This is a genomic window from Luteibacter rhizovicinus (assembly GCF_004342265.1).
Taxonomy (GTDB): domain Bacteria; phylum Pseudomonadota; class Gammaproteobacteria; order Xanthomonadales; family Rhodanobacteraceae; genus Luteibacter; species Luteibacter rhizovicinus_B.
On record NZ_SMCS01000001.1, the window covers coordinates 108,049 to 134,447 of the forward strand.

20 protein-coding genes are annotated in these 26,399 nt (G+C 65.1%); 9 read left to right on the forward strand and 11 right to left on the reverse strand.

Annotated features, from left to right (window positions below):
- Positions 1–232 precede the first annotated feature (232 nt).
- Together EC912_RS00430 and EC912_RS00435 are read left to right on the forward strand one after the other, a co-directional pair.
- Complete coding sequence (locus EC912_RS00430) at positions 233–598, forward strand: PadR family transcriptional regulator (protein ID WP_132141178.1); 366 nt, start codon at positions 233–235, stop codon at positions 596–598.
- On the forward strand, positions 595–1,485 hold the full coding sequence (locus EC912_RS00435) for a sensor domain-containing protein (RefSeq protein WP_132141179.1): 891 nt from the start codon (positions 595–597) through the stop codon (positions 1,483–1,485). The genes EC912_RS00430 and EC912_RS00435 overlap by 4 nt, the downstream gene beginning before the upstream one ends.
- Positions 1,486–1,514: 29 nt before the next feature.
- Here EC912_RS00435 and EC912_RS00440 read toward each other — a convergent pair whose 3' ends face one another.
- The 4 genes from EC912_RS00440 to EC912_RS00455 all read right to left on the reverse strand — a co-directional run bounded on the left by EC912_RS00440 (position 1,515) and on the right by EC912_RS00455 (position 5,508).
- The gene (locus EC912_RS00440) at positions 1,515–2,168 is read right to left on the reverse strand and encodes a hypothetical protein (protein WP_207906740.1); all 654 of its coding nucleotides are present in this window, start codon (positions 2,166–2,168) and stop codon (positions 1,515–1,517) included.
- 165 nt (positions 2,169–2,333) lie between these two features.
- Positions 2,334–3,524, reverse strand: a complete 1,191-nt coding sequence (locus tag EC912_RS00445; RefSeq protein ID WP_132141852.1) for a DUF1501 domain-containing protein — start codon at positions 3,522–3,524, stop codon at positions 2,334–2,336.
- Between the two features lie 17 nt (positions 3,525–3,541).
- Positions 3,542–5,053: a DUF1800 domain-containing protein gene (locus tag EC912_RS00450; protein ID WP_132141181.1), complete on the reverse strand. Its 1,512-nt coding sequence runs from the start codon at positions 5,051–5,053 to the stop codon at positions 3,542–3,544.
- A 131-nt stretch (positions 5,054–5,184) separates the two neighbouring features.
- Positions 5,185–5,508: a hypothetical protein gene (locus EC912_RS00455; RefSeq protein WP_132141182.1), complete on the reverse strand. Its 324-nt coding sequence runs from the start codon at positions 5,506–5,508 to the stop codon at positions 5,185–5,187.
- A 90-nt stretch (positions 5,509–5,598) separates the two neighbouring features.
- Here EC912_RS00455 and EC912_RS00460 point away from each other — a divergent pair, with 90 nt between their 5' ends.
- Positions 5,599–6,210: a class I SAM-dependent methyltransferase gene (locus EC912_RS00460; RefSeq protein ID WP_132141183.1), complete on the forward strand. Its 612-nt coding sequence runs from the start codon at positions 5,599–5,601 to the stop codon at positions 6,208–6,210.
- On the opposite strand, the gene EC912_RS00465 is transcribed toward EC912_RS00460, so the two are convergent.
- Positions 6,203–7,009 carry a CPBP family intramembrane glutamic endopeptidase gene (locus EC912_RS00465; protein ID WP_132141184.1) on the reverse strand — a complete coding sequence of 269 codons (807 nt, stop codon included), beginning with the start codon at positions 7,007–7,009 and terminating at the stop codon, positions 6,203–6,205. The genes EC912_RS00460 and EC912_RS00465 overlap by 8 nt on opposite strands.
- A gap of 123 nt (positions 7,010–7,132) precedes the next feature.
- Here EC912_RS00465 and EC912_RS00470 point away from each other — a divergent pair, with 123 nt between their 5' ends.
- On the forward strand, positions 7,133–8,701 hold the full coding sequence (locus tag EC912_RS00470) for a hemolysin family protein (RefSeq protein WP_132141185.1): 1,569 nt from the start codon (positions 7,133–7,135) through the stop codon (positions 8,699–8,701).
- Positions 8,702–8,709: 8 nt separating this feature from the next.
- Here the strand turns inward: EC912_RS00470 and EC912_RS00475 are convergent, their stop codons facing one another.
- Complete coding sequence (locus tag EC912_RS00475; protein ID WP_132141186.1) at positions 8,710–9,114, reverse strand: MAPEG family protein; 405 nt, start codon at positions 9,112–9,114, stop codon at positions 8,710–8,712.
- A gap of 110 nt (positions 9,115–9,224) precedes the next feature.
- Here EC912_RS00475 and ypfJ point away from each other — a divergent pair, with 110 nt between their 5' ends.
- Both ypfJ and EC912_RS00485 read left to right on the forward strand, forming a co-directional pair.
- Positions 9,225–10,115: a KPN_02809 family neutral zinc metallopeptidase gene (ypfJ, locus tag EC912_RS00480; protein WP_132141187.1), complete on the forward strand. Its 891-nt coding sequence runs from the start codon at positions 9,225–9,227 to the stop codon at positions 10,113–10,115.
- A gap of 62 nt (positions 10,116–10,177) precedes the next feature.
- Complete coding sequence (locus EC912_RS00485) at positions 10,178–10,528, forward strand: YkgJ family cysteine cluster protein (protein WP_132141188.1); 351 nt, start codon at positions 10,178–10,180, stop codon at positions 10,526–10,528.
- 686 nt (positions 10,529–11,214) lie between these two features.
- Here EC912_RS00485 and EC912_RS00490 read toward each other — a convergent pair.
- Together EC912_RS00490 and EC912_RS00495 are read right to left on the reverse strand one after the other, a co-directional pair.
- Complete coding sequence (locus EC912_RS00490) at positions 11,215–13,149, reverse strand: S8 family serine peptidase (protein ID WP_132141189.1); 1,935 nt, start codon at positions 13,147–13,149, stop codon at positions 11,215–11,217.
- 91 nt (positions 13,150–13,240) lie between these two features.
- Entirely contained in the window at positions 13,241–18,862 is a 5,622-nt protein-coding gene (locus EC912_RS00495) for an ESPR-type extended signal peptide-containing protein (protein ID WP_132141190.1), read from the reverse strand.
- 254 nt (positions 18,863–19,116) lie between these two features.
- Here EC912_RS00495 and EC912_RS00500 point away from each other — a divergent pair, with 254 nt between their 5' ends.
- The gene (locus tag EC912_RS00500; protein WP_165973455.1) at positions 19,117–20,493 is read left to right on the forward strand and encodes a sensor histidine kinase; all 1,377 of its coding nucleotides are present in this window, start codon (positions 19,117–19,119) and stop codon (positions 20,491–20,493) included.
- Positions 20,494–20,531: 38 nt separating this feature from the next.
- On the opposite strand, the gene EC912_RS00505 is transcribed toward EC912_RS00500, so the two are convergent.
- Together EC912_RS00505 and EC912_RS00510 are read right to left on the reverse strand one after the other, a co-directional pair.
- The gene (locus tag EC912_RS00505; RefSeq protein ID WP_132141192.1) at positions 20,532–21,269 is read right to left on the reverse strand and encodes a response regulator transcription factor; all 738 of its coding nucleotides are present in this window, start codon (positions 21,267–21,269) and stop codon (positions 20,532–20,534) included.
- A 144-nt stretch (positions 21,270–21,413) separates the two neighbouring features.
- Positions 21,414–23,285 (reverse strand): DEAD/DEAH box helicase, encoded by a 1,872-nt coding sequence (locus tag EC912_RS00510; protein WP_132141193.1) that lies wholly within the window; start codon positions 23,283–23,285, stop codon positions 21,414–21,416.
- Positions 23,286–23,439: 154 nt separating this feature from the next.
- On the opposite strand from EC912_RS00510, the gene fghA reads away from it, so the two are divergent.
- Together fghA and rimJ are read left to right on the forward strand one after the other, a co-directional pair.
- The gene (gene fghA, locus EC912_RS00515) at positions 23,440–24,282 is read left to right on the forward strand and encodes an S-formylglutathione hydrolase (RefSeq protein ID WP_132141194.1); all 843 of its coding nucleotides are present in this window, start codon (positions 23,440–23,442) and stop codon (positions 24,280–24,282) included.
- Position 24,283: 1 nt separating this feature from the next.
- A complete protein-coding gene (rimJ, locus tag EC912_RS00520; protein ID WP_132141195.1) occupies positions 24,284–24,838 on the forward strand; it encodes a ribosomal protein S5-alanine N-acetyltransferase in 555 nt (184 codons plus the stop codon).
- A gap of 78 nt (positions 24,839–24,916) precedes the next feature.
- On the opposite strand, the gene EC912_RS00525 is transcribed toward rimJ, so the two are convergent.
- On the reverse strand, positions 24,917–26,266 hold the full coding sequence (locus EC912_RS00525) for a DEAD/DEAH box helicase (RefSeq protein ID WP_132141196.1): 1,350 nt from the start codon (positions 26,264–26,266) through the stop codon (positions 24,917–24,919).
- Positions 26,267–26,399: the final 133 nt, after the last annotated feature.

Consider the following 26,399-nt stretch of genomic DNA (forward strand, 5'->3'; position numbering starts at 1 on the left):
TCTCCGCGAGTGATTGGATGAGGTCTTCGAGAGGTATATGGCAAGGGCCGTGCCAACGGTCCAAATCTTCGCCAGGCCGCATTCCTTCGCCATTTCGCTGGAAGCCTCGCAGCGAGGGAGACTGTCCGCGGACGATGTCGGGGCTGTCCGGACAGCCCATGACTTCAAGCACACGCAGTAGTGTTAACTTCGTACTAGATTGATCTCCAACCTAGCGGTCCGGGGAGGGGATATGGACGACATCGCTGCCTATCTGAAGAAATTCCAGAAGGAGCTTTCGGCCGGCACCGTTTCCCTGGTGCTGCTGGCGGTGCTGGGGCAGGCCTCCGAGCCGATGTACGGCTATCAGATCGCCAAGCGGCTGGAAGGGGCCGGCGAAAGCGTGCTGGCCGGAAAGCAGAGTGCGCTCTATCCCGTGCTGCGCAATCTCGAAGGCAACGGATTGCTCGCCAGCGAGATGGAGCCGTCCATCAGCGGACCGCCCCGTCGTTATTACCAGATCACCTCTCTGGGCCGCGCCGTTCTCGCCGAATGGACTTCGGCCTGGCACGCCACGCGCGCTTCCGTCGACACCGTTTTGCAAGGAGGTATCTCATGAACACGCCGCGCACCATCGCCGAATATCTCGAACAGCTGCGCGACGCATTGCGTGGCCAGGACCGGGCGCTGATCCAGGACGCGTTGTACGACGCCGAGGAGCATCTGCGCGCCGAACTTGCAGAGCAACCGGATCGCAGCGAAGCGGACATGCTGGCGCATGTGGTCAACAGCTATGGCAATCCGGAAGAGGTCGCCGAGATCTACCGTGGCCGGGAGATTACGGTGCAACGCGCGCTACGCCCGCCGCCGCCACCCGCCAAAAAGTCGGTCCTCGGTGGCTTCTTCGGCGTGGCGCTCGACTCGCGTACGTACGGCAGCCTTTTCTACATGCTGCTGGCGCAAGCGACGGGCACCCTCTACTTCACCTGGGTGGTGGTGGGCATCAGCCTGTCGCTGGGCCTTTCGATTCTGATTATCGGCATTCCGTTCGCCATTCTGTTCATCGGCACCGTACGCGCCTTGTCGTTGTTCGAAGGGCGGATCGTCGAGTCGATGCTCGGTGTGCGCATGCCGCGCCGTCCGCCGTATCCGGAGCGCGAAGGCGGCATGATGGCGCGCATCGGCGCGATGTTCACGGATGCGCGGACCTGGGGCACGCTGTTTTACATGCTGGCGATGTTGCCGTTGGGTATCGTGTATTTCACCGTGACGGTGACGTTGCTGGCGGTGTCGCTGGCGTTTGCGCTTGCGCCCTTCGCACGTGCCATCGTCGGTGCGGGCTGGTTCGGCCTGGACATAAACGATATCCACGTGGGCGCGAACTGGTGGGAATGCATCCTGCTCGGCATCCTCGGGGTCATCCTACTGTTCGCCACGCTGCATCTGGTCCGCGGCATAGGCTACGTCCACGGCCAGATCGCGAAGCACTTCCTGGTGAAAATCTGAACGAGGCCGGGTACGAAACAGGTCGTCATTCATAGCTTCTCGTAAGCCCCGGCCCTGTTGCGAGAATAGCGAGTGCCGCATGGGTCACCATACGAGTTCCGACAATCCTTCGGAATGCTGATCGACGAAGGTTTCGCGTTCTCCCATGCGTCGCCCAGGGTTTCAATGGACCCACTGCGTGCTATACGAACAAGGACATAGAGGATTTTTGTCTGACGATCCCGGAGTTCATGTATTCGGTATTTATTCGTATATTGATAGCGTGCGGCGGGCTGCTTTTCACCCTTGACCACGGGGAGGTCAACCGTCGAATTGTCGAGGATCGTACTACCCAAAGTGCTATAGGCAGGGTCGGCCTCGTTGATGCAATGGGTAAAGGCGGCGGAGAATTTCGCATCACCTACATTGAACACGGTGTAGCCGGTAGGCGATGGCGGCGGCATATGGTTCATGCCGAGAGCTCTTGCCGCGTCGCTTGTTGCTGGCGACTCAGGGTAGGATTTCCCTACGGGTTCTTCGCGAAGAATCTGAATGCACGATTCGATAGCGGCGGTAACCGCATCCTGTGCCGAAGGAACACAGCTTTGCTGCGCATGGGTCTGCGCGCCGAGGCACACCGCGACGATGGCTGCCGAGGCGAATGTCGTTAGTGGGAGGCGCGATATTTTTCCGACGCTGACCATTGCCATATCTCCTGTGCGCACATGACCGATGAAGACGCTGCTGGCGAGTCGCCGTGAGTGACGCCAACAGAGTGTTCTCGCGGTGGATTGTGTGCTTCGGATACGGAGTGCGAAATATGGCGTTGGTTGTAGTCCTGCTCTTGTCTTCGGAGCCGATGGGAAGACCTAGACGAGGCCGAGGTCGCGTGGCGAGGAACCCGGAAATACCTTCTGCAGATCGCCGCTGGATAGTCCCCAGCCACGCTTCAGCATGCCGCCGATCACGTCGCGGTAATTGTTGAGCACGGGATAGTCGCGATTCTGCAGGAGGTTGGCGGCGTTGATAGCCACTTGCTGGCCGGCGATGCGACCGCCGTTGACCTTGCCGCCAAGCACCCAGTACGTCGTGCCGTGACCGTGGTCGGTGCCTTTGTTTCCGTTTTCGCGGAACGTGCGGCCGAACTCCGATACCACGACCACGACGGTGTTGTTCCATTCGTCGCCGAGCGCATCGGCGTATGCCGCCAGGCCCTGGCTCAGGTTGTCGAGATTGTTTGCCAGCTGGCCGGTTGCGCCGCCCTGGTTGACGTGGGTGTCCCAGCCGCCGACATCGACGAAGCCGAGGCGGAAACGATCGCGCATCAGTGTGGCGATGCGCTGTGTCTGCAAGGCGAAGTTTTTCGCGCTGACCGCGCCGCGGCTGGCGGCCGCCATTTCGGTCTCGAGGTCCTTGGCCACCTGCTGGCGAAGTTCCAGTCCGTCGCTGGCGGCCGCATGCAGCGACGTGCCTGCATACATGCCGCTGAGGATGGCCGATTGCCGGTCGTCGAATACGGCTTTGCCGACACCCTTCAGAGAGATATTCGGCACATCGCCCGCGCCACGGAAACTGAGCGGAAGCGCGTCGGTGAATGCGATGGGAGGCGCGCCGCGCAATACGGTGGAAAGGCGCGCCATGAAGCCCGAGCTGTAATCGCTGCGTGCCGCGGCGGACTGACCGGACTCGATGCTGTCCTGCGTTTCGAAGTGGCTGCGCGACATATCGTCGGTGCCGGCGAAAGGTACGAAGGCCAGCTGGCGCTTGTCCCATAACGGCCCCATGGACGTCGCAACGACGGGCGCCATGCCCCAGTGGGCATCGAGCATGCGCGCGCTATTGGGATTGCCGGCGTCGGGTTTCGCCAGCGCGATGGTCGGCCGCGATTCGTAATAGAAGTCGCTGGAGTAGGGCACGAGAAGATTATTGGCGTCGTAGCCACCGCGCAGGAAAACCAGCAGGAAACGCGGCGTGGAAGCGGGCGCGGCGAACACCTGGCCGGCGAACGTCAGAGCAGGCACCGTGGCTGCGGCGGCGAGAAGGAACTGGCGACGATTCATCATGATGCGCCCCGGGGTCAGTGGTAGTTGAAGTCGGGCGAGGACAGCAGGAACGTATTCCATTCCTGTTGCGACGTGGCTTGCGCCAGCGCGTCTCTCGTCTTCTGGGAAAGGAACGGATCGATCGTGTCGTAGTACGTACGCGTCGTCAGTTGCGGAAAGCCGCCCGTGTGGCGCTTGCCTTCGTCGTCCAGGTCGAACAGCCGGTTGGTGCCGCTGCCGATGGATCGCGCGATTTCGAAACGACGGGCGAGCTGGCCCGAGCTTGACCACTCCGAATCCGCCGAAGGCCAGCCGTCGGGCGTGATGCGGCCGAACGGGGCCTGTCCAAGCGCGTTGATCCAGTTCACCAGCGGCTTCGGATTGGGCACCGCGATGCCGTCGTAAGCCAGGCGCATGGTCGATGCAAGGAATTGCGTCGGGTCTTTGTAACGTTTTCCGAGCGACGCGGTGAATTCCTTCGAGGTCAGCATGGTCCGGACCACTTCGGCGATGTCGCCGTCGGTATGCCGGAACGTTTTCGCCATGCGTTCGATCAGCGCGGGCGGCGGTGTATCCGACACGAAATACTTCGCGAGCTTCGTCGATACGAAGGTGGCGCACGCCGGTTGCTTCACGATGAGATCGACGGCTTTCTGCACTTCGTCGAAGCCGCCGCCGTGGATGGTCTGACCAAGAAAGGTTTTGTCGCCGAAGTCGTGCCGGGCCGGATTGAATTCGAACACGCCCTCGTGCACGTACAGCCGCTGCCATTCAGGGCGGAACTTGCGCGGCGTGCTGTCGAAATTGACTCCTACGCCGGTAAGAATGCGCGCGAGCTGCTGCACGTCTTCCTGCGTGTAGCCGCTGCCGACACCCAGCGTATGCAGTTCCATCAGTTCGCGTGCGTAGTTCTCGTTGATCTTGTCGTGGGCATTCTGCGCGTTGTCGAGGTATTCGAGCATGGCGGGACTTTTCAGCGTGGCCATGACCAGGTCGCGGAACTTGCCGAGGGCATGCGGCCGTATGGTGTTCTGTGCGTAGTCGGCGACCAGCCAGCGCACGCGGCCCTTCTGCTGGAAGACGCTGAAATGATTCAGCCAGAACCACACCAGCTGTTCGCGTAGCTGGTGTTCGTCGTAAACGACTTGCAGCATTTCGGCGGACTGGGCTTGCTGGGCATAATCGTTGCCCTGCTTTTGCAGGGCTTTCTTCGCCTGCTCCTGCGCGTCGCCTTCGGGCAGGTCCTTGATCTGCTTGTACTGGCCGCGCACGCTGTCCATCAAGGTGGTAACGGGCTGGCGAACCGCATCGAAGCCGTCGATCTGCGCGCGCACGTCTTTCGGCAGGCCATCGCCGCGAGGGTCCAGCTGTTCGTCCAGGAAGCGTCGTCTGCCGATGTCGCGATAGCGCGCCACCGTGGCCGTGTCGGCTCCGAAGGTGACCCGGTTGAGCCAGGCGACGTCTTCCCGGGTCAGGGCCTCGTCGCGAGCCATGACCGGGGTGGTCGCCAGCAGGAGCAGTGCAGAGACGACGACGGCGTTACGCATGCGGACTCCGTGTAGGGCGTCCCATGCGGACGCGGCTCAAACCCTAAACGATTCCGCGATGCGAACGTTTACGTTATACGTTAAGGCCAGTAACCGCGTTTATCCTGCAGCCATGCGCAGATTCTTGCGGTTCATGCGTCCTCGTCTTCCCGGCCGAACATTTCGTCGTCGTCGGGTCCGAGGAATTCGAGAGCGGCTTCCATGTTCATCGCGGTGGCTTCCGCGGTAATGCGTACCTGTTCGAGCCTGTTTTTCGGCGCCTGTATTTCAGCGACGTAAGTCGTCGATCCGGCGGTGTCGTCGGACATCTCGCTGGAGCTGGAATCGTCCCTCATTTCGTTCATCAGGTCGTCGATCTCCTCGACCCGATCGACCTGGTCGACTCCCTCGATGGCGCTCAGGACGGTGTCGAATGCGTCGCGGGTTCCGGTGACGCGCAGGTGGATGGTGGGCATGGGGGCTCCTTAGGCCTCGAAAGGATGATCCGATGCTGCGATGTGCCATGTATGCCCGAGGTGTATGGCGTTTACCGTTAACATCGCGTCATGGCAAAGACATATGACCAGGCTTATTTCGACAAGTGGTACCGGCATCCGGATCACTCCGTTCGTTCCCCGGCCGAACTCAGGCGCAAGGTCTCCATGGTATTGGGACAGGCCGAGTTCTATCTGGGACGATCCGTGCGCAACGTCCTCGATATCGGTTGCGGCGAGGCGCCATGGCGCAGCGTGCTCCGGGCGCTGCGTCCGGGTATCGACTACCGCGGCCTGGATGCCAGCGAGTACGTGGTGTCGCGTTACGGACGTTCGCGCCATATCGGCCTGGCAAGCTTCGGCCAGCTGGCGGAATTGCGCTTCGACACCCGCTTCGACCTGATCGTCTGCACCGACGTCCTGCATTACCTTAAGCCGGCGGAGATTCGCGCCGGGCTGACCGGCGTCGGCGAGATGCTGGAAGGACTAGCCTTCCTGGAGGCCTATACCCGCGACGACGACGTGGGCGGCGATCGCGACGGTTTTATTTCCCGCGCCCCCGATTGGTACCTGCGGGAATTCTCCGCGGCCGGTTTGTTGCCCTGCGGTTCGCAGTGCTATCTCGGGCCCCGTCTGGAGCGTCACGTCGCAGCGCTGGAGCGGGCTCGCCTGCCGGTCAGTTAGCCGCAACGAACCAGGCGACCGACGCGAGCGCGTTGTTCATGGCGTGCGCGGCGAAGGACGGCCAGATCGATCCGGTGCGCACGCGCAGCCATGCGCACGCCACGCCGATCAGCGTGAGGTTGGGTACGGCATACCATGCCCAGTCCAGGTCGGGCAGGTGGACGGCACCGAAGACCAGCGCACTGGCGGCGATCGACGTCGCCACGCTGAAGCGCCCACGCAGCGAGGAAAGCAGGGCGCCCCGGAACAGCGCCTCTTCGACCAGTGGCCCCACCATGACCACGATGGGCAGCAGCAAGACGCGCATGCCGACGGATGCGCCGTCTGCCAGCTCGCTGACCGCCTGCGTGACCTCGTGCTTGCCCGCGAGGAACTGGGTGAGTGCGCCGCCGACGAAGGGGAGCACGATGCCGGCGAGCAGACCCATCGCGAGAAAACGCAATTCGGGCCGGTTGAAGCCGAGGCCCGCGGATGCTCCCGACGTCAGCCATGGACGCCACCGCCACACGATCAGCCCCAGGGTGACGGCGCTGGCCGCCAGCAACGTGCAGACGACCATGCCGAGAAGGATGTCCGGCGCCCGGACGGCCTGCCCGACGGCATGGGCGTCGTCCAGGTTCAGGCCAAGGAGCATCCGGGCGACCGCCGCGAATATCTGGCCGAACACCAGTTGCATCAGGAAATAGAAGACGATGACCGCCGCGGCACCGAGCAGGCCGGTCGCGGGACGCAGGGGTGGCGGGGCCAGGGGCGACGAAGCGGTTGCGGGAAGAATCAGGGGCGTGGAATCGTGAGTCATGGACCACCCTAGCCGACGGCCGGACACCCCCGCAATGGTGTCTTCCGGCACAGCCCATCGACACGACACCTGTATAGTGTCGCGTCTTATCTGGAGGAACCCTGGCGCTTAAGGCGTCGACCCATGTTCGCTTTCGACTGGCTTGCCGATCCTTCCGCCTGGGCGGGTCTCCTTACGTTGATCGTGCTGGAGATCGTGCTCGGTATCGACAACCTCGTGTTTGTCGCGATCCTCGCCGACAAGCTGCCCGCCCGTCAGCGCGATCACGCGCGGTTGCTGGGCCTGGGGCTGGCACTCGTCATGCGGCTGTGCCTGCTGGCGGCGATGACCTGGCTGGTCACGCTGACCACGCCGTTGTTCAACTGGAACGGTTTCGGGCTCTCATGGCGCGACCTGATCCTCGTCATCGGCGGCGCATTCCTCCTGTTCAAGGCCACGCTCGAACTGCACGAGCGGCTGGAAGCCCCCGACGACCACGACGGCAAGGGCGCGCGTCGCGCGAGCTTCTGGCTGGTGGTCGCGCAGATCGTCATCCTGGATGCGGTGTTCTCGCTGGACTCGGTCATCACAGCCGTGGGCATGGTCGATCATCTCAGCATCATGATGATCGGCGTGGTCGTCGCGATGGCGTTGATGATCGGCGCCAGCAAGCCGCTGACGACCTTCGTGAATGCGCGGCCGACGATCGTCATCCTGTGCCTGAGCTTCCTGTTGATGATCGGTTTCAGCCTGATCGCGGAAGGCTTCGGCTTCCATATTCCGAAGGGCTACCTGTACGCCGCGATCGGCTTCTCGATCATGATCGAAGCCTTCAACCAGACCATGCGCCGGAATCGCCGGCGTTCGTTGCTGGTCGGCGGCCGCATCATGCGCGACCGGACCGCGAAAGCCGTATTGCGCCTGCTTGGCGGTACCGCCGAGGACGAACCGGAAAACGGCAAGCACACAGCAACGACGGAAACGGCGGAGATGGCCGTCTTCGGCAAGGACGAACTGGAAATGGTGCAGGGCGTTCTCGATCTGTCGCAGCGTCCGGTGCGTTCGATCATGACGCCGCGTACGGAAATCTTCTGGATCGATCCGGACGACTCGCCCGAAACGCTGTTGCGCGAATCGCGCGAATCGACCCACCACTGGATGCCGCTGGCCCGTGGGGATCTCGACCAGTTGATCGGCGTGGCGTCCTCGCGCGATCTTCTCGCCAGCCTCAACGATCACGGCCGCATCGACGTCAAGGCGATCGTCCGCAAGCCGATCACCGTGCTCGAATCCTTAAGCGTGCTTCGTCTGATCGACGAGTTCCGCCGGGCCTCGTTGCAGATGGCGCTGGTGGTCGACGAATACGGCAGCATCCTGGGTCTGGTCACCCCGGCCGACGTGCTGGAAGTCATCGCCGGCGAGTTCCCGGACGACGACCGCGAGGGCGACCCCTCGGCCGTCAGCGAGGGGGACGGCGCCTGGCTGCTGGACGCCAGCCTCGACGTGCGCCGTGTCGAACACCTGCTGGGCCATCGCCTGCCGGGCGACGGCAATTTCTCGACGCTGGCGGGCTTCGTCCTGCAGCGCCTCGGGCGGCTTCCGGTTCCGGGCGATCGCTTCGAAAGCGACGGTATGGAGTTCGAGGTCACCGCCATGGACGGAGCGCGCATCCAGCGGGTGCGCGTGCTCGCGACGGCGAGCGACGAGGACTGACGCGCCGCTCAGGGTGCGTTGTTTTCCATGATGGCCAGGCCGATACCGCCGGCCGCCATCAGCATCAGCGCCGCCCAGGCCGCCAGCGAAAGCAGGAAGGCCGGACCGCGACGCGCGGCGTCGCGCGAATAGGCCAGGGCGTACCAGATGCGGGCCGCAAGCCAGATCAGGCCAGCGATGCCGGCCCAGAGCGGATCGGCGTATTGTGCAGCGAGCCAGAGCGCCGGAATGAACATGACGGCGCTTTCCAGCGTATTCATCTGCACGCGCCAGACGCGTTCGAAGGCGGGATCGCCGCTGATGGCGGGAGCCTTGATACCGTAACGCGAGCGGGCGCGGCCTACCATCGTCAGGGTGGCGAAAAGCAGGAGCAGCGTCAGCACGGTGACGAGCGCGGGTAACTGACTGGTCATGGAACGTCCTGTACGGGGAAGGGGACAGCCGCGTACTTTAACGGGAAAGGTCCCGTACCATCAGCCGGCCCGGCCCAGAACGGTGCCCCGGATCACCAAAGGAGAGGCCCATGCTTTGGCAGAAAGGTCGTAGAAGCGACAACGTGGTCGATGGCGGAACCGGTTCCGATTCCGGCGGCGGCGGTGGAGGCGGTGGCTTCGGCGGGCGGGGGCTGGGTCTGGGTGGCATGGTGATCCTGGCCATCCTCGGACTGGTGTTCTTCAAGGACCCCACGGCATTGCTGGGGCAGGGCGAGCCGGGTGCGCCATCGGCGCAGGTGCAGCAGCAACAGCAGCCGAGCAAGCCGCTCGATACCAGTGATCCGCAGGTGGATTTCGTGCGTGCGATCCTCGGCGAGACCGAGGACACGTGGACCGCCATCTTCGCCGAGCGCGGCCAGACGTACGAAAAGCCGAAGTTGAGCCTTTTCCGTAACGGCGTACGCACGGCGTGCGGGTCCGCATCGTCAGCCGTCGGACCGTTCTATTGCCCTGCCGACCACAAGGTCTATCTCGACCTCGGCTTCTTCCAGCAAATGCAGTCGCAATTCCATGAATCGGGCGATTTCGCGCGCGCCTATGTCATCGCGCACGAAGTGGGTCATCACGTACAGAACCTGATCGGCGTCTTCGACAAGGTGGGCGAGGCGCGCAAACGCGGTGCGTCGCTGGAAGGTGCGACGGGCCTGTCCGTGCGTCAGGAGCTGCAAGCCGACTGCTTCGCCGGCGTATGGGCCAATAAATCGCAGCAACGCAAGCAGTGGATGCAGCCGGGCGACGTGGAGTCGGCGATCAACGCCGCCACGGCCATCGGCGACGATTCGCTGCAGGAGCAGTCGCGCGGGCGCGTGGTGCCAGACTCGTTCACTCATGGCACGTCGGCGCAGCGTGTCAAATGGTTCAAGGCGGGCCTGGAAAGCGGCGACATGGGCAAGTGCAACACTTTCGCAGGTAACCTCTGACGTTTAGCAGGAGCGCGTTCAAGCGCGCTCCTGTGTTGCCGCAAACGCCGTAATATCCGCGCATGACCCATCCCTGCCTGTCCTGCGGTGCCTGCTGCGCGCATTTTCGTGTCGCCTTCCACTGGATGGAGTCCGATACCGATGCGGGCGGCATCGTGCCGCCCGAGTTCACCGTGAAGCTCGATAAACATCGGGTCGCCATGCACGGCACGGATCAGGCGAAACCGCGTTGCCTGTCGCTGGTGGGCGAGGTCGGTCGTGCCGCGCACTGCGGCATCTACGCGCAACGCCCGTCGCCATGCCACGACCTGCAACCGGCGTGGGAAAACGGCGAGGCCAGCCCGCAATGCGATCGCGCGCGCATCGCGCATGGCATGGAGCCGCTCACACCCGCAAGCTTTGGCTTGTTGTAAGAGAGCATAAAAAAGGGTCTTCACGCATTGTCGGGGAGGGCTCGGCTTTGCCATCGCGTTCGCGCTCGGGCGCTTCGGGGAGAGCCGTCGGCCACCACCCTCGACGCTCCGGCTTCACCGTCGCTCGGGGAAGGAGAGCCGCTGCGCGGCTTGTGTCTGATGGCTGCGCCCCGTCGCGCCCGCGCTGCGGGCGGGGGTTTTTGATTCGGCATCCTTGCCTCAGCAAAAACGGCGGACCGTCCAGGTCCGCCCCCTGCGGGCCTGATCCGCCCGCCGCGCTCGGTTGCGCAAGTCGCGTCGAGGGTGGTGGCCGACGGCTCTGCCGAACGCTGCGGTCACGTGGGGGGAAAGCATGGCGTCGACGCATGGGTATAGCTGATCCCATTACGTGCGCAGGCTCGTGCTCTCCCCACAGCCAACCGCAACCGACGGTGCCGTGGCCGGGTTGGCCCTTGGGGCCGCCTTAGCCGAGGGCCGCGATACCCAGTTGGAGCGAAAGCGGGACTACGGCCCGCTCCCGAAGGGACGGCGCCGAAGGCTCCAAGGGCCAACCCGGTCGCGGCTTCCACGACGCACGAGCGTGAGCGGCCAGGCCGCTGATAACACGAGGCGCGCCAGTGCGCAAAGAACCAAAAAAAGCCCCGGCGTTAAGCCGGGGCTGCGGTCCACTCCGGACCCACGGGATTTTACGGCGCTGTAAAGCTGGCCGAGATCGTGAGCTTGGTGAAGTCCTTCACGCCGAACACGCGTATGTACCAGATGCCGGCAGCGGGTGACGTCTGCACGACCGACTCGCTATTGCCCGGCTTGACCGAACGGAACTGCGCATCCGAACCGTCGGCTGCCGGGACCGTGTCGCGCTTCACGTATAGCGAGACGTCTCCGGTGCCGCCGTACGTGCGCAGGTTCAATCCCTTCGCGCCCGCCGGTACCTCGATGGCGAACAGAAGCGAGTCGCCCACGTAGCCCGAAATACCGCTGACAGCGACCCCGTTGGACAGCTGGGTGGCGGTGGGGTCGGGTGAGCCGGTATTCGGGTCGATGGCTTTCGTTACGGCCGCATAGGCGTCCAGAATGCCGCCGCCGATGCTCTGATCGGGCTTGGACGGGAAGACACGGGCCGAGCCGATAAGCACGCTGCGCATCTGCGCCGGCGTCAGCGCGGGAAGCCCGGCTGTGCGGCGTGCCTGCACGATCAGCGCGACGGTGCCTGCCACATGCGGCGTCGCCTGCGAGGTGCCGGCCATGCCGATGTAGTTCTCGGTGGTGGGTTCGTGTTCGCCTGCGTTACCGGTCGACCAGATGAAACCGGCATCCACCACGCTGCCACTGCTCGCATCGTTCGGGTAAACGCCGCCGCCCGGCGCGGAAAGGCTGACGTTCGGCCCGAAGTTGGAATAGAACGCACGCTTGCCGGCGATGCCGTTGGCCGCCACCGTGATGGCGCCCGGGCAACTGGCGGGCGAGAAGTTCGCCGCGTTCGAATTGCTGTTGCCCGCAGCGACCACGACGGTCACGCCACGCGAAATCGCACCCGCGATGGCCGCACCGGTGACGTCGTCGGCCGTGCATGCGCCGCTGCCCCCGAGACTCATGCTGACGACATCGACGGGCGTCGTGTTGTCGGGCACGCCGTCGACATGGCCGCCCGATGCCCAGACGATGCCGTCGGCGATGTCGGAGGTGTAACCGCCGCAATGGCCGAGTACACGAACGGGAAGCACGCGGGCTTTGTTGGCGACGCCGGCCATGCCGACGCCATTGTTGGTCAGCTCCGCGATCGTGCCGGACACATGCGTGCCGTGCCAGCTGCTTGCTTCGGCCTGCGAGGGGTCGACGCATCCGGTAACGGGATCGGTATAGGTCGGGTCGTTCGTCCAGTCGCCGGTGTCCCAGCCACCGGAAATGCGGCCTGCGGTCGCGCGACCGGAGACGAGCGGGTCGCTGGTGAAATCGTAGCCCGCGTCGGCGAGGCTGAGGTCGATATCCGAATGATGGGTAATGCCGGTGTCGAGTACCGCGACGGTCACGCCGGCGCCGTCCGCGATGTTCCATGCGCGTGCGACATTGGCGCCGCCGAGGTTCGCGAACGAGGTTGTGTCGCGGCCGATCGTTTCATAGGTGCCGTCGCCGCCACGCATGTGCCACTGGTATTTGACGTAGTTCGGATCGTTGGGCACGAACGGTGCGTCCGCGACGGGATGCATCAGCACATCGGGCTGTACGTGCAGCACGGCGGGGTCCGCCGCGATCTGGGTCATCAGTGCATTGGCTTCGGTTTGCGAGAGACGGCGGCTGGTGCGAACCAGCGTGGCACCCGTGCCGAGCTTTCGCTGGTAGCTGACGGCCGGTGCGATCGAGCGGCCGTTCGTTGCGGTCGTGACGCCACTGCGCGTCATGGCGGCGGACACGCTTTGCACGGCGGCGGACGGATTCGCGCGCTGCGTGCTTCCGTCGCGGTATGTGACGATAAAACGGTCGGTGCGCGCGTTCGCGGAAAGCGCGGTGAGATTCGCCCGTGTAGCGGCCGAAACGACCGCATCGGCGGCGTGAGCCGCCGGCAGCGCCAGGATCAGCGCGGCGGCCAGCGAGAGGCGCCGGGTAAGGCAAGCGTGAGACATGGTCGATCCCCGTAGTAAGAAAGTTTGAAGAAAAACTCTGAAGAACAGGAAGCGGCGAATGCGCATCTGGCGCATCCGCCGCGATGGGTCGCTACCAGCCGAAGCTGACGCCGACCGTGCCGCTGGACTCACCGCCCCCCGCGATGCTTCCACCGACCAACACACTGCCGGTCTCCGACACGCGGCTCGAATAGCCCACGGCAAGAGCACCCTGTCCGCGATAGCCGCCGACCGCCGCGCTGACGCGGTGATCGGTACCCGGCGCGCTGGCTATCGCGCCCGCCATGCCTGCCATGGCCGTGCCCATCGCACCCACGCGATCGAGGCGGGTATTCACGGTATGGAACTGATCGCTGACCTGGTTTCGGTACGAGTTGAAGTCCGTGCTGGAAACGCTGCTGGAGATCTTCGTATCGGTGTAAGCCTTCGCGTCGCTGAGCGTCTTCTGGTCGCCGGCATCCGCATAGGATTTGGCGGTGGTCAACGCCTGGTCGACCTGGGCGACATTGGCGGCATCGGTGGGCGCCGTGCCGGCCGCGACATTGACGATCTGCCGTTCGCCGCCCACCTTGCCGACCGAGACGGTGTTGGCTCGATCCGCGACGGAATTCGCGCCCAGTGCGACGCTGTTGGCGGCGGATGCCTGCGCGCCCTGACCGATGGCCGACGCGGAGGCCGCCGTGACCGTCGTGTCGGCACCGATAGCGACGGCGTTGGTTGCCGCCGCGCTGATGTTGGCGTTGTTGCCATAGGCCGTGCTGCCATCCGCGCCGACAAAAGCGTTGTGGCCCACGGCGGTATCGCGACCGTCGGTGGCTACGCTGCCCGTTCCGAGGGCCAACCCGTTACCGGTGCCCGGGCCCGCTTGCGCACTTCCCTGGCTGACGTTGTTTCCGACCTGGGTCTTCAGGCTCGACAGGTCGGTCAGCGCGCCGGTGAGGGCTCCGTCCAGTGCGCCGAAGGCATCGCTCATGTTCGTGTAATGCGTGCCCTGCACCGCGAACGTGGGCCCGACCAGACCGCCGCTGCCGAGCGACATGCCACCGCCCAGTGCCTGCGACACGGCATGGCCCATGTCGTAAAGCTGGCTCCCGTTCACCACTTCGCTGCTGTCCGCCGCAATGCGGCCGGCGGCTACGCCGGCGAGCGTGGTTCCGCCCTGACCCGAGAACGTGACGCGTCCCTGATCCAGGTTGTCGTAGCCGACCGCGTTGACCGCCTGTCCTGTGCTGACGAGATTGTGCACCGTGGCGTCGAGCTGCCCCTTGTTCACCGCGTCGGTGCTTTCGGTGCCTGCGCCGACGTTCGTGATCTGGCGCGTCTGCGCGGCATGGACGTTGCCGGCGGCGTCGGTCCATTCGGCGGAGGCGCCGACGGAGACGCTGTTCGCACGGTCCGCGAGCGATTCCGCGCCGAGGGCGACGCTGTTGGTTGCACTCTTCGTAGTCCACGCGTTGGAGCCGAGCACGCTGGAGTTGGTCGCCTGTGCATAGCTGTTGTAGCCAACGACGGTCGCGCCGTCTTCGGTCGCCCAGGCTTCGCTACCGAGGGCGGTCGTGTTGTCCGCGTGGGTGAGGCTCGACGTGTCGGCACCGGCCAGTGCGTTCGTGCCGAGCGACGTGGCGGACATGCCCGTGGCTGCCGAGCCGGCACCGATCGCCGTGCTGTAGTCGCCCGATGCATTCGCGCCGCCACCGAAGAATCCGCCCACACTACCGATCGCGGTGCTCGCTGCGCCGGACGCGCTGGATTCGGCGCCTAGTGCGGTCGAATAGCCTCCTCCTGCGTAGGCCGCCGTACCGATGGCGGTGCTCTCCCATGCGGCGGCATAAGAGCCCATACCGAACGCGCTGGACTGCCAGGCGTCGGCAAGCGAGAAACTGCCTACCGCCGTGGAGAACGGCCCGTTCGTCTGCGCGCCCGCACCGATCGCCACACTGAGTGCGCCGTTGGCCTGTGCGCTGTTGCCCATGGCGACACCGCTCGCGGCATTGCTTACGGCGCCGTAGCCGACCGCCGTGCTGTTGCCTCCGAGCGCCTGACTGTTCGAGCCCACGGCAGTCGTGCCGTCCTGATCGGCCACGCTGTTGCTACCCACGGATGTACTTTCATTGCCGATGGCCTGCGCGTTTTCGCCATAGGCCGATGTGTGATCGCCTTGCGCCAGCGCGGCATAACCGCTGGCCGTGGCGAACTGGCCGACCGAGACCGCGCCCGTGCCGATGGCGGTGCCGCCCGTGCCATAACTCGCCGCACCCGATCCGACGGCCATCGCGAGTTTTCCTTCGGCGATCGCATCGTCGCCGCTGTCGCCCGTGCCGTTGACCTTGAGGTAATGGCTGGATGCGCCCGCCATCTGGTTCAGTTGCGACACGTTCACCGCATCGTTGGCTTCCGTGCCGGCGGCGACGTTGGCGATCTGTCGTGTCTGTGCCGGATGGACGGTGCCAGCGGCATCGGTCCAGTCGGCGCCCGCACCGACCGATACCGTGTTCGCGCGATCGGCAAGGGAACCCGCTCCGAGCGATACGCTATTCGTGGCGTCTTTCGTGGTCCACGCGTTCGAGCCAAGCACGGTGGCATTCGTGGCCTGCGCGTAGCTGTTGTAACCGAGCACGCTGGCGCCATCCTCGGTCGCCCAGGCTTCGCTGCCGATGGCGGTCGTGTTGTCGGCGTGGCTGAGGCTGCCCGCGTCGGCACCGGCCAGCGCGTTCGTGCCGAGCGATGTGCCCGACGTGCCCGAAGCGCCGGCACCCGCACCGACGGCAACACCATAGTCGCCCGATGCGTTCGCGCCGCCGCCGAAGAAACCGCCGATGCCGCCGACGGCCGTACTGGAATTTCCCGTCGCCGATGCTTCGGTACCGATCGCGGTAGCGTATCCGCCGCCCGCATGAGCCGATGCGCCCAAGGCCGTACTGCCCCAGGCTTCGGCATAGGAACCGGTACCGTAGGCGGTCGCCTGCCACGCGCTCGCTGTCGAGAACGCGCCCACGGCGGTGGAGAAGGGACCGTCCGTGATGGCTTGCGCGCCAATCGCGGTACTCATGGCGCCGTTGGCCTGCGAGGCGAAGCCGATGGCCACGCCGCTCGCCGCATTGCTCACGCTGCCATAGCCGATCGCCGTGCTGGCGCCACCGAGCGCCTGGCTGCCCGAGCCGACGGCAGTCGTCCCGTCCAGATCGGCCACGCTGTTGCTGCCGAGCGCCGTGCTTTCGATGCCGTTGGCCTGTGCGTTTTCGCCATAGGCTGCGCTGTGGTCGCCCTGGGCCAGGGCCCCGTAACCGTTCGCCGTGGCGAACTGACCGACCGACACCGCGCCCGTACCGATGGCGGTGCCACCCGTGCCGTAACTGGCGGCGCCCGAACCGGCCGCCATCGAAAGATCGCCCTCGGCGATGGCGTCGTCTCCGCCGTCGCCCGTGCCGTTGACCTTGAGGTAGTGGCTGGACGTGCCGGCGGCCTGATTCAGCTGCGCGACGTTCACCGCGTCGGTGCCTTCCGTTCCGGCGGCGACATTGGTGATCTGTCGCGTTACCGGATCGTGCGTATTGCCGAGTCCATCGGTCCACGACTGATTGCTGCCGACCGACACCGTGCCGGCACGATCCGCGAGCGAGCCGTGGCCGATCGCTACCGCGTTGTCGGCACCTTTGAGTACGCGGCTGTACGAGCCGAGCGCCGTACCGTTATCGGCCAGCGACCATGCGTTCGAACCGAACGATGCCGTGGATGCGTTCTGTGCGTATGCGTTGTAACCCACGGCGGTGCCGTCGTTTCCCGCGCCGGATTCGCCACCGACCGCGACGCCGCTCACGGCCAGTCCGCCGTTTTCGCCGGTCCAGTCCAGCACCTTCGCATTGAGACCGACGGCGACCGACACCGGCGCGGCAATCGTGCCGACACCGGCGGCGACGCCACCGAAAGCTGCCTGGGCGCCAGCGCCATATGCGGTTCCCCAGAACTCGCTTGCATAGGCGCCTGCGCCGATGGCGGTGGTTTGCCATCCCGTTGCGGTAGCGCCCATGCCCATGGCGATAGCGAAACCGCCGCTGGCCAGCGATAGCGAACCTACCGAGACGCTGAAGGCCGATTGGGCTACCGCGCCGTTGCCCGCGGCAATCGAAGACGAACCCTGCGCGAGACTGCCGCTACCCAGCGCCACGGCGCCGCCGCCGTGAGCTTCTGCATTTGCGCCAAGGGCGAGGCCGCGACTATCGGTGGCGAGCGCGTTTTCGCCAAAGGCCGTAGCGCCCGCTTTAAGCGCCTGGGCGTTATGCCCGTTAGCGGTCGACCCGTCGCCTTGCGCGAGCGCGCCATATCCGGTGGCCGTAGCGAAGCTGCCGACGGCACCCGCCGCGTTGCCCAGCGCTGTCGCGCCTTCGGCCGTGGCGAAGCTGCCGCCGCCGACCGCCGTGGCGAAGTCGCCTTGCGCGGCACTCTGGCCGCCGACTGCCGTGGCCTGTGTTCCGGTCGCCAGTCCGTTCTGGCCGATGGCGACGCTCTGATCGCCTTCGGCGTCGCTGCTGCCGCCCAGCGCCACCGTACCGGCACCCTTTGCGATGGCGTACTGACCGAGCGCTTGCGCCTGGTCGCCGTTTGCTTGCGCCAGGGAGCCCAGCGCGACCGCTCCGTCGCCATTGGCGTAGGTGGCTTCGCCGGGGTCCGGCTGCCCGTTGCCGTTCAGATCGGTCCAGTTGCTCCCGCCGATGGCGATCGAGGTATTGCCTAAGGCGGCGGCATAGCTTCCGACCGCGATGCTGTGATCGCCGAGCGCCGCGCTATACGGTCCGAGACTGCTGCTGCGCGAGCCGATAGCCGCCGCATACGCTCCTGCGGCAAGCGACTCGCTGCCCAACGCATAGGCATAGCTGCCAAGGGCCGTGCCGAAGGCGACCGCGCCACTGCGCGCACCCAGCGCCACGCTGGCCTCGCCGACCGAGGTCGCCTGCCGGCCGATGGACGTGCCGCCCGGTCCGGAAGCGGAGGCTTCGGCGCCCACGGCCGTCGTGCCGTCGCCGTTGGCGGAGCTCAAGGTTCCCACGGCGGTCGATGCGCCACCGTCGCTGACCGCATTGGCGATGCTGCCGATGGCGATGTTGCCCAGTCCCGCGGCGACCGCGTCGGCACCGATCGACGTCGTGGAGTCGCCGGCGGCAATGGCCCGCGCGCCCACCGCGGTCGCGGACAGGCCGTCGGCCTGGCTTCCGTCGCCAAGGGCGGTCGCATATCTCGTCCATGCATGGCTGTCGGCACCCACAGCGGTGCCGCCGAGTTTGTCCGCTGCGCTACGGGCGCCTATGGCGACGCTGTCCTTGCCGGCGGCGAGGCTGTCCGCCCCCGCTGCCGTGGCGAAACGGCCCGTCGCCCGCGCGCGATCCCTGCCGTTGGCCTTGCCCGTGGCCGAGAAGTAGACGTTGTTGAAGATCGACATCGGTGCCTGGGATGTCTCCAGCACGCGTACGTCTTCCACCCAGGGAACGGGCGCGAACATCCAGGGCGCGGCCTGGGCCGCGGTAAGACCCTCGTCGAATCGCGTTTCGGCATCGGTGGCCAGGGCGGCGGCCAGTGGCGTAGCGGCGATGGCGATGGCCACGACGGCCGCACGCATGCGGCGGTTCGCGCCGCCCTTGCCGCAGGCTTTTGCCAGTTCGGAGGCAACAATCAGCCGCTGGAGCGACTTGCTCCAGATCTTGCTGTGAATCTTGTTCACGTCTTGGCTCCCCAGTGATGATGGCGCCCTCACCGCACATCCCCCAACGGGCGGAGAGAGTTTTATGGACGTCTAGACGTCTTGCGTCATGCGATCGTCTTTACCGAGCATCGGCCAGGCTGGGACCCAGGTCACGCACAGGTTCTTGCGGTTCTTCGCCGAACTTGCGTAACCTAACGGAACATCACACCCGTCGATGGTTGCCGGCGGGGGTGTCCCAGGGGTCGACCGCACGTCGGGGGATGGGGAGACAGGTGATAAATAAGCTGTGGGGAGCCATGCGCGCGTGGCTGGAACGCGTGCCCGTGACGGACCCGGTGGAAAGGCGCAATGCGCCTTTCGTTCAGGTGCTGCTGATCGCCATGGGCGTTCTGATGCCCCTGAACAAGGTCATCCACCTGTATTTCGTGTCGTTTCGCGACAGCATGACCACGCCCGGACTGGCGATGGACATGGTGACGGATGTCCTGATGATGGTTGCCGCATGGGGCTGTCTTTATCTCGTACGGCGCGGTCATTTTCGTCGCGCGGTGACCACCTACCTCGGCGTGATGCTGTTTTCGGCCACGCTGGCTTACGCAGCCATCGGTCTGGACCGGCTTTCGAACGATCCCTTTCCATTACTGCTGCTGGGCCTGGGTGGCCTGGTGCTTGGCCGGCGCACGCTCTGGACGGTTTACGTCGTGCTGATGTTCGTGTTCTGCGTCGGCACGCTGTCTGATGTGTTCCAACAGTTGCCGCACGGGTCCATCGACTGGCAGCCGGGCAGGAAAGTGTCGATGGCGCTGAGCTATCTCGTCGTCGCGATCGTGCTCGATCGTACGATTGCCGCGTTACGCGACAGCCTTGCCGAATCCAACGCGCGTGGCCGCGATCTTGAGCGCGAAATGGCGGAGAGGGAGCGTGCGCAGGGACAACTTGTCCATGCGCAGAAGATGGAGGCGACCGGTCGCATCGCGAGCGGCGTGGCGCACGATTTCGACAACGTTCTGAATGTGGTCCTTGGCTATGCGCGACGTCGCGAGCGACTGGCCGATGAGGGGACCGGCGCGCTTGTCGCGTCGCTCGAAGGTGTCGAGCTGGCGGCGCGGCGCGCACTTTCCATAAGCCGGAAACTGCTTAATTTCAGCGGTCAGCAGCGTCTTTCGCCGGAGGTCTTCGACATCTCGCGTGCGATCCGCGACATCCATCCGATGCTCCGGCAAATGTTCGACGGCGACATCAGCGTCAAGATGGATGTGGAGGATACCTATGCTCCCGTTCTGCTCGATCGCGGTCAGCTCGAACTGATGCTGCTGAACATCGCGGCCAACGCGCGCGATGCGATGCCCGAAGGCGGACGCTTCGTCGTCACGCTGCGAATCGTCCCCGGTGCGGTGGCGCTCATGCTCGCGGACAACGGCTGCGGGATGCCCGACGATGTCGCCAGACGCGTCTTCGAACCGTTTTATACGACGAAGCCCGTGGGCTGTGGGACGGGTCTCGGACTTGCCGCGGTCTACGACACGGTCACTTCGGCAGGAGGCGAGATCGAAGTGGAAAGCACGCCGGGCAAAGGCACGACATTCCGCATCCGTCTACCGCTGGCTGGTGCGGGTCTGGCCCCGGTTGTCGCGGAGCGCGTTGCGTGAAGTGATGCAACGTCGCGCTCCTACACAGAGCGCAGTGCCTATCCTGCGACGAACAGATAGCCCGAGCCGCGCGATGTCAGCAAGGGAAGCGTGCCGGCACCCGCTTCGGTCGCTTTGCGCCGGAGCCGGTAGACAAGCATTTCCAGCCGATGCGGATCGAAGGCGTACACGTCGTTGCAGAGCGTCGCGATCAATGTTTCGCGCGCGACGGGCTGCCCGTTGGCGGTCATGAGTGCCTGCAATAAACCTCGTTCGGGAGCCGTCAGGGCAAGAACGCCTCCCGTGGGTCCGATGAGGCACCAGCCATCCGAATCCAGACGCCAGGGTGTCGTGCCGGGAGTGGAGGAGGCCGCGCCATCGCTGCGCGCGGTCGCCATGCGTCGCGACAGGCTGTGCAAGGTCGCCGCAAGGACCTCGACGTCCACGGGTTTGGGCAGGTAGCTGTCCGCGCCGATCTGCAGCGCGCGCACGTGGTTGTTCTTTCCGCGACTCCCCGTAAGCATCACGATGCCCATATCGGACAGCTGGCGAAGATGACGGGCGACGGTGAGTCCGTCTTCATCGGGCAGTCCGATGTCGAGCACGACCATATCGAAGCTATGGCTGATCATCTGCCGGTACAGATCCGCGGCCGTCCCCGCGCCGCTTACCGTAAAGCCGAAATCGCGCAACCCCGGGAGCAGGATGCCTTCTCGCAGGTCGGGATCGTCCTCGAGCACCGCGACGCGTCGCGAGCGAGGTGTGTCGCAAACCTGATCCCCCCGGATCGTCTGCATGGGGCGCCCCTTTCGATAGAACCGCATCGACTATAACAAGCTGGCAAGCGCATAAAAGTGCAGGCGCCACGAAAAGAAGAAACCCGTACGGCACTTGCGCGCCGCACGGGTTTCGGTTTTCGCTTCCGGGACTTCAGTTTCCGCTTAGAAGTCTTTCTTGCGGCGCGGCGGCTTGCCGCCACTGGGGCGCGAACCGCCGGGCGGATGCGGAGCGCCGCCGGGACGGAAGTTGCCACGCGGCGGACGCGGAGCCGACGACGGCGCGGACGACGAAGAGGGCGATTCGGTGCCGTCCCATTCGCTGATGCGCAGTTGCTGGCCGGATACCCACACCTTTTTCAGGTGCGTGAACACGTCGGTCGGCATGCCATCGGGAAGATCGATCAGGCTGTGCTCGTCGCGGATGCTCAGACGGCCGATGAACTGGGCTTCGATGCCGCCTTCGTTGGCGATGGCACCGATGATGTTGCCCGGCTTCACGCCGTGCTCGTGACCGACTTCCACGCGGTAGGTTTTTTTACCGTGCTCGGTGACGTGCGCGCGCGGCTGGCGCATGCCTTCACGCGGCGGACGACGGTCGTCGTTGTCGCGCTGCGGGCGTTGCGGGCGCTCGCCACGCGTGTCGCGCGTATCGTTGTCGCGGGTCGGCCGCTCGGTGTACTCGCGGCGCGCCGGCGTCGGATCGAGCAGCAGCGGCGAATCGCCCTGTGCGATACGCGCGAGCGCGGCGGCGATCTCGATCGCGGGAATGTTGTGTTCCTGCTCGTACTTCTCGACCAGCTGCTGGAAGATGTTCAGGTCGCCCTTTGCCAGCGTGTCGGTGATCTTCTGCGTGAACTTGTTCATGCGGTGATCGTTGACGGCTTCGACGGTCGGCAGCTGCATCTGTTCGATGGGCTGGCGCGTCGCGCGCTCGATGGCGCGCAGCAGGTTACGCTCGCGCGGCGTGACGAACAGGATGGCCTCGCCACTGCGACCCGCGCGGCCGGTGCGACCGATGCGGTGCACGTACGACTCGGTGTCGTGCGGGATATCGTAGTTCAGCACGTGGCTGATGCGTTCGACGTCGAGACCGCGCGCCGCCACGTCCGTGGCGATGAGGATGTCGAGCTTGCCTTCCTTCAGCTGCTGGATGACGCGTTCGCGCTGGGCCTGGGCGATGTCGCCATTGATGGCCGCTGCCGCGAAGCCGCGCGCCTGCAACTTGCCGGCGAGCTCTTCGGTGGCCTGCTTGGTGCGTGCGAACACGATCATCGCGTCGAAGCTTTCGGCTTCGAGGATGCGGGTGAGCGCGTCCAGCTTGTGGATGCCGCTGACCAGCCAGTAGCGCTGGCGGATGTTCGCCGCGGTGGTGGTCTTGTTCTTGATCGTGACTTCGATCGGGTCTTTCAGGTAGGTCTGCGCGATGCGGCGGATAGGCGCCGGCATGGTCGCGGAGAACAGGGCTACCTGACGGCCTGCCGGCGTCGCCTGCAGCAGCTTCTCGACGTCGTCGATGAAGCCCATGCGGAGCATTTCGTCGGCTTCGTCGAGCACGACGAAACGCAGCGCCGAAAGATCGAGCGTGCCCTTGTCGAGATGGTCGATGACGCGGCCGGGGGTGCCGACGATGACCTGCGCGCCACGCTTGAGACCCTGCAACTGCGGGCCGTAGCTCTGGCCGCCGTAGATCGGCAGGACCTGGAAGCCGGGCATGAACGCCGCGTATTTCTGGAATGCTTCGGCCACCTGGATGGCCAGTTCGCGCGTCGGCGCGAGTACCAGCGCCTGCGGCTTGCCCGGGCGTACGTCGATGCGCGACAGCACCGGCAGGGCGAAAGCGGCGGTTTTGCCGGTACCGGTCTGCGCCTGACCGATAACGTCGCGGCCCTCGAGCAGCGGCGGGATGGTGGCGGCCTGGATCGGCGAAGGAACTTCATAGCCGACGGCGATCAACGCGCGCATGACTTTTTCGTCGAGCGCGAGCGCGCTGAAACCGGGCTGTGCCGGAGCGTTATCTGAATCAGGGGATGACATGGCGACCTCGAAGCGGGGCACACCGGCGTCTTGTACGCCAGGCGGTGAGAATATTCTACCAGCGATAGCTGTCGAACGCTTTGTTTTTGTGACGGAATGTGGTGTGTTCAGGGTTAAACTCAGATGTTGGGTTCGGATAAGAAGGGAAGTCGGGATGCCTATGATCCAAACGACGTCGGAACAGCGCTGCTTCGGCGGTACGCAAGGCTTCTACAGCCATGAGTCGCGCGAATGCGGCGGCACGATGCGCTTTGCCGTTTTCGTGCCTCCGGCCGCCGCGCAGGGCCGGGTTCCCGTGGTGTATTGCCTCGCTGGCCTGACCTGTACCCACGAAACCTTCACCATCAAGGCGGGCGCCCAGCGCGTGGCCGCCGAGCTTGGTATCGCGTTGGTGATGCCCGATACGAGCCCGCGCGACACGGGTTACGAAGGCGCGACAGGCGACTGGGAAGTCGGTGAGGGCGCCGGTTTTTACGTGGATGCGACCGAAGTGCCCTGGGCCGACCGTTTCCGCATGTACAGCTACGTTGCGAACGAGTTGCCCGCGCTTATCGCCGGGAACTTCCCGGTGGACCCGCTGCGTCAGGGCATCCTCGGCCATTCGATGGGCGGCCATGGCGCACTGGGCATCGCGTTGAAAAATCCGGATCGATACCGTTCCGTGTCCGCGTTCTCGCCCATCGTCGCACCCGCGCAGGTGCCCTGGGGCGAGAAGGCCTTCGGCCGCTATCTTGGGAAGGATCGCGCGCACTGGGCCGGATACGACGCGACGGAACTGCTCGCGCGGGGCACCTTTCCCGGCACGATCCTGATCGATCAGGGCGGAGCCGATGCCTTCATCGACAACCAGCTGAAACCCGAGCTGTTCGAAACCGCATGCCTGCGCACTGGCCAGGCGCTCGACCTGCGTATGCATCGTGGCTACGACCACTCGTACTACTTCATCCAGACTTTTGTCGAAGACCACCTGCGTCATCATGCCGCGGCGCTTGCCTGACATGACCGAGCCAGTACGGATGCGCACCGCGCGCACCATCATTCGTCTGCTCGAACCGGACGAGGCGCCACTGTTGCTTCGCTATCGCACGGAAAACTGCCAGCACCTCGAACCGTGGGAACCGCTGCGCACGACGGCGCATTACACGCTGGAAGGATGCCGTCAGACGATCGAAGCCGGTCTTGAAGCCGCCCGCGCCGACCGCGCCTATCCGTTCGTCGTGTTGACGCCCGACAGCGACGAGATGATCGCGGGTTTTACGATGGCCAATGTCGTGCGTGGCGTGTTCCAGGCCTGCCATCTTGGCTATGGCGTGGCGGCGCGTCACGAAGGAAAAGGGCTGATGTTCGAAGCTCTGGATGCTGCCATCCGCTATGCGTTCGGTCCGCTCGATTTCCATCGCGTCATGGCCAATTACATGCCTCGAAACGAACGTAGCGGGCGACTGCTTGAGCGGCTTGGCTTCGAGCGCGAAGGCTATGCGAAGCGTTACCTGAAAATCGACGGACTGTGGGAAGACCACGTCCTTACCGCGAAAGTCAGGGCGGAAGGTTAGATATGAAAAACCGCATGGCGACATGATCGCCATGCGGTTTCCGTGCCGGCGGGCGCCTGCGTGGGCAGGCGCGCTGGATCAGGCCTTGCTGCTGGCCGAACCACCCGGACGACGCTGACGGCGACGCTTGTGGTTGCCGTTGCCTTCGCCGGTGCTGGCGCCGGAATGGCCGTGCGGACGATGCGATGCCGGACGCGGAGCGCCACTGTTCGCACGAGCCTGACCAGCCGGACGTGCCTGACGCTGCTGCTGCTGTTTCGGGCGGGGCGCACCGGCGTCGAGACGCAGCGGATGGCTCGGCTCGAAACCGGCAACGTTGGTGATGGCGATATCGGTATTCAGCAGGCGACGGATGTCGCGCAGCAGACCGGACTCGTCATGGCTGACCAGCGAGATAGCCTGGCCTTCGGAACCGGCACGACCGGTGCGGCCGATGCGGTGCACATAGTCTTCCGCGACCATGGGCAGGTCGAAGTTGATGACGATCGGCAACTGGTCGATGTCGATACCGCGCGCGGCGATATCCGTCGCGACAAGGACGGTCACGCGACCGGTCTTGAAGTCGGACAGCGCTTTCGTGCGCGCGTTCTGGCTCTTGTTGCCGTGGATGGCGGCGGAGCGCAGACCGGCGCCTTCGAGGAAGCGGACGAGCTTGTCGGCGCCGTGCTTCGTGCGGCTGAAGACCAGCGTCTGGCGACGGCTGTCGGCCGAGAGCAGGTGCAGCAGCAGGTCGCGCTTGGCGGTGGCGTCGACCGGATGCACATGATGCGTGACGGTGTTGGCGACCGTGTTGGCCGGCGAGACCGAGATTTCCTTCGGCTCGCGCATGAACTGCTGGGCAAGCGCCTTGATCTCCGGCGCGAACGTGGCCGAGAACAGCAGCGTCTGGCGCTGGCGCGGCACGGCGGCGAGGATGCGCTTCAACGCGGGCAGGAAGCCCATGTCGAGCATGCGGTCGGCTTCGTCCAGGATAAGCACTTCGACCTTCGACAGGTCGATCGAACGCTGCTGCATATGGTCGATGAGGCGACCCGGCGTGGCGACGACGACGTCGACGCCGCGACGCAGGGCGTTCAGCTGGTTACCCATGCCGACGCCACCGAAGATCACGGTGCTGGAAAGGCGTACGTACTTACCGTAGTCACGCAGGTTTTCCTGCACCTGGGCGGCGAGTTCGCGCGTCGGGGTGAGGACGAGCGCACGGATCGGACGACGGCCTTCGCCGCGATCGTCGCCGGCGAGCTTCTGCAACAACGGCAGGGCGAAAGCGGCGGTTTTGCCGGTACCCGTCTGGGCAGCGGCCATGATGTCCTGACCGGCCAGCACCACGGGGATGGCGGCGGCCTGGATGGGAGTGGGCGTTTCGTATCCGGCTTCGGACAAGGCACGCAGCAACGCGGGCGCAAGGCCCAGCGATTCGAAAGACATGGAGAAGCTCCTGCTTGTACCCGGAGCGTTCCCTGAAACCGCGCTGCGAGTTATGAATTGGCGACCGCGCACCGGAGGGGTGGCTGGTCGGTGTCTTGCGCGCTGCCGAGGGCGGGGGAACGGGCGGGGAAGA

Bases quoted from the DNA above. Each gene is read 5' to 3' on its own strand.
- EC912_RS00430 (WP_132141178.1), top strand. From the start codon at position 233: ATGGACGACATCGCTGCCTATCTGAAGAAATTCCAGAAGGAGCTTTCG.
- EC912_RS00435 (WP_132141179.1), top strand. From the start codon at position 595: ATGAACACGCCGCGCACCATCGCCGAATATCTCGAACAGCTGCGCGAC.
- EC912_RS00440 (WP_207906740.1), bottom strand. From the start codon at position 2,168: ATGGTCAGCGTCGGAAAAATATCGCGCCTCCCACTAACGACATTCGCC.
- EC912_RS00445 (WP_132141852.1), bottom strand. From the start codon at position 3,524: ATGAATCGTCGCCAGTTCCTTCTCGCCGCCGCAGCCACGGTGCCTGCT.
- EC912_RS00450 (WP_132141181.1), bottom strand. From the start codon at position 5,053: ATGCGTAACGCCGTCGTCGTCTCTGCACTGCTCCTGCTGGCGACCACC.
- EC912_RS00455 (WP_132141182.1), bottom strand. From the start codon at position 5,508: ATGCCCACCATCCACCTGCGCGTCACCGGAACCCGCGACGCATTCGAC.
- EC912_RS00460 (WP_132141183.1), top strand. From the start codon at position 5,599: ATGGCAAAGACATATGACCAGGCTTATTTCGACAAGTGGTACCGGCAT.
- EC912_RS00465 (WP_132141184.1), bottom strand. From the start codon at position 7,009: ATGACTCACGATTCCACGCCCCTGATTCTTCCCGCAACCGCTTCGTCG.
- EC912_RS00470 (WP_132141185.1), top strand. From the start codon at position 7,133: ATGTTCGCTTTCGACTGGCTTGCCGATCCTTCCGCCTGGGCGGGTCTC.
- EC912_RS00475 (WP_132141186.1), bottom strand. From the start codon at position 9,114: ATGACCAGTCAGTTACCCGCGCTCGTCACCGTGCTGACGCTGCTCCTG.
- ypfJ (WP_132141187.1), top strand. From the start codon at position 9,225: ATGCTTTGGCAGAAAGGTCGTAGAAGCGACAACGTGGTCGATGGCGGA.
- EC912_RS00485 (WP_132141188.1), top strand. From the start codon at position 10,178: ATGACCCATCCCTGCCTGTCCTGCGGTGCCTGCTGCGCGCATTTTCGT.
- EC912_RS00490 (WP_132141189.1), bottom strand. From the start codon at position 13,149: ATGTCTCACGCTTGCCTTACCCGGCGCCTCTCGCTGGCCGCCGCGCTG.
- EC912_RS00505 (WP_132141192.1), bottom strand. From the start codon at position 21,269: ATGCAGACGATCCGGGGGGATCAGGTTTGCGACACACCTCGCTCGCGA.
- EC912_RS00510 (WP_132141193.1), bottom strand. From the start codon at position 23,285: ATGTCATCCCCTGATTCAGATAACGCTCCGGCACAGCCCGGTTTCAGC.
- fghA (WP_132141194.1), top strand. From the start codon at position 23,440: ATGCCTATGATCCAAACGACGTCGGAACAGCGCTGCTTCGGCGGTACG.
- rimJ (WP_132141195.1), top strand. From the start codon at position 24,284: ATGACCGAGCCAGTACGGATGCGCACCGCGCGCACCATCATTCGTCTG.
- EC912_RS00525 (WP_132141196.1), bottom strand. From the start codon at position 26,266: ATGTCTTTCGAATCGCTGGGCCTTGCGCCCGCGTTGCTGCGTGCCTTG.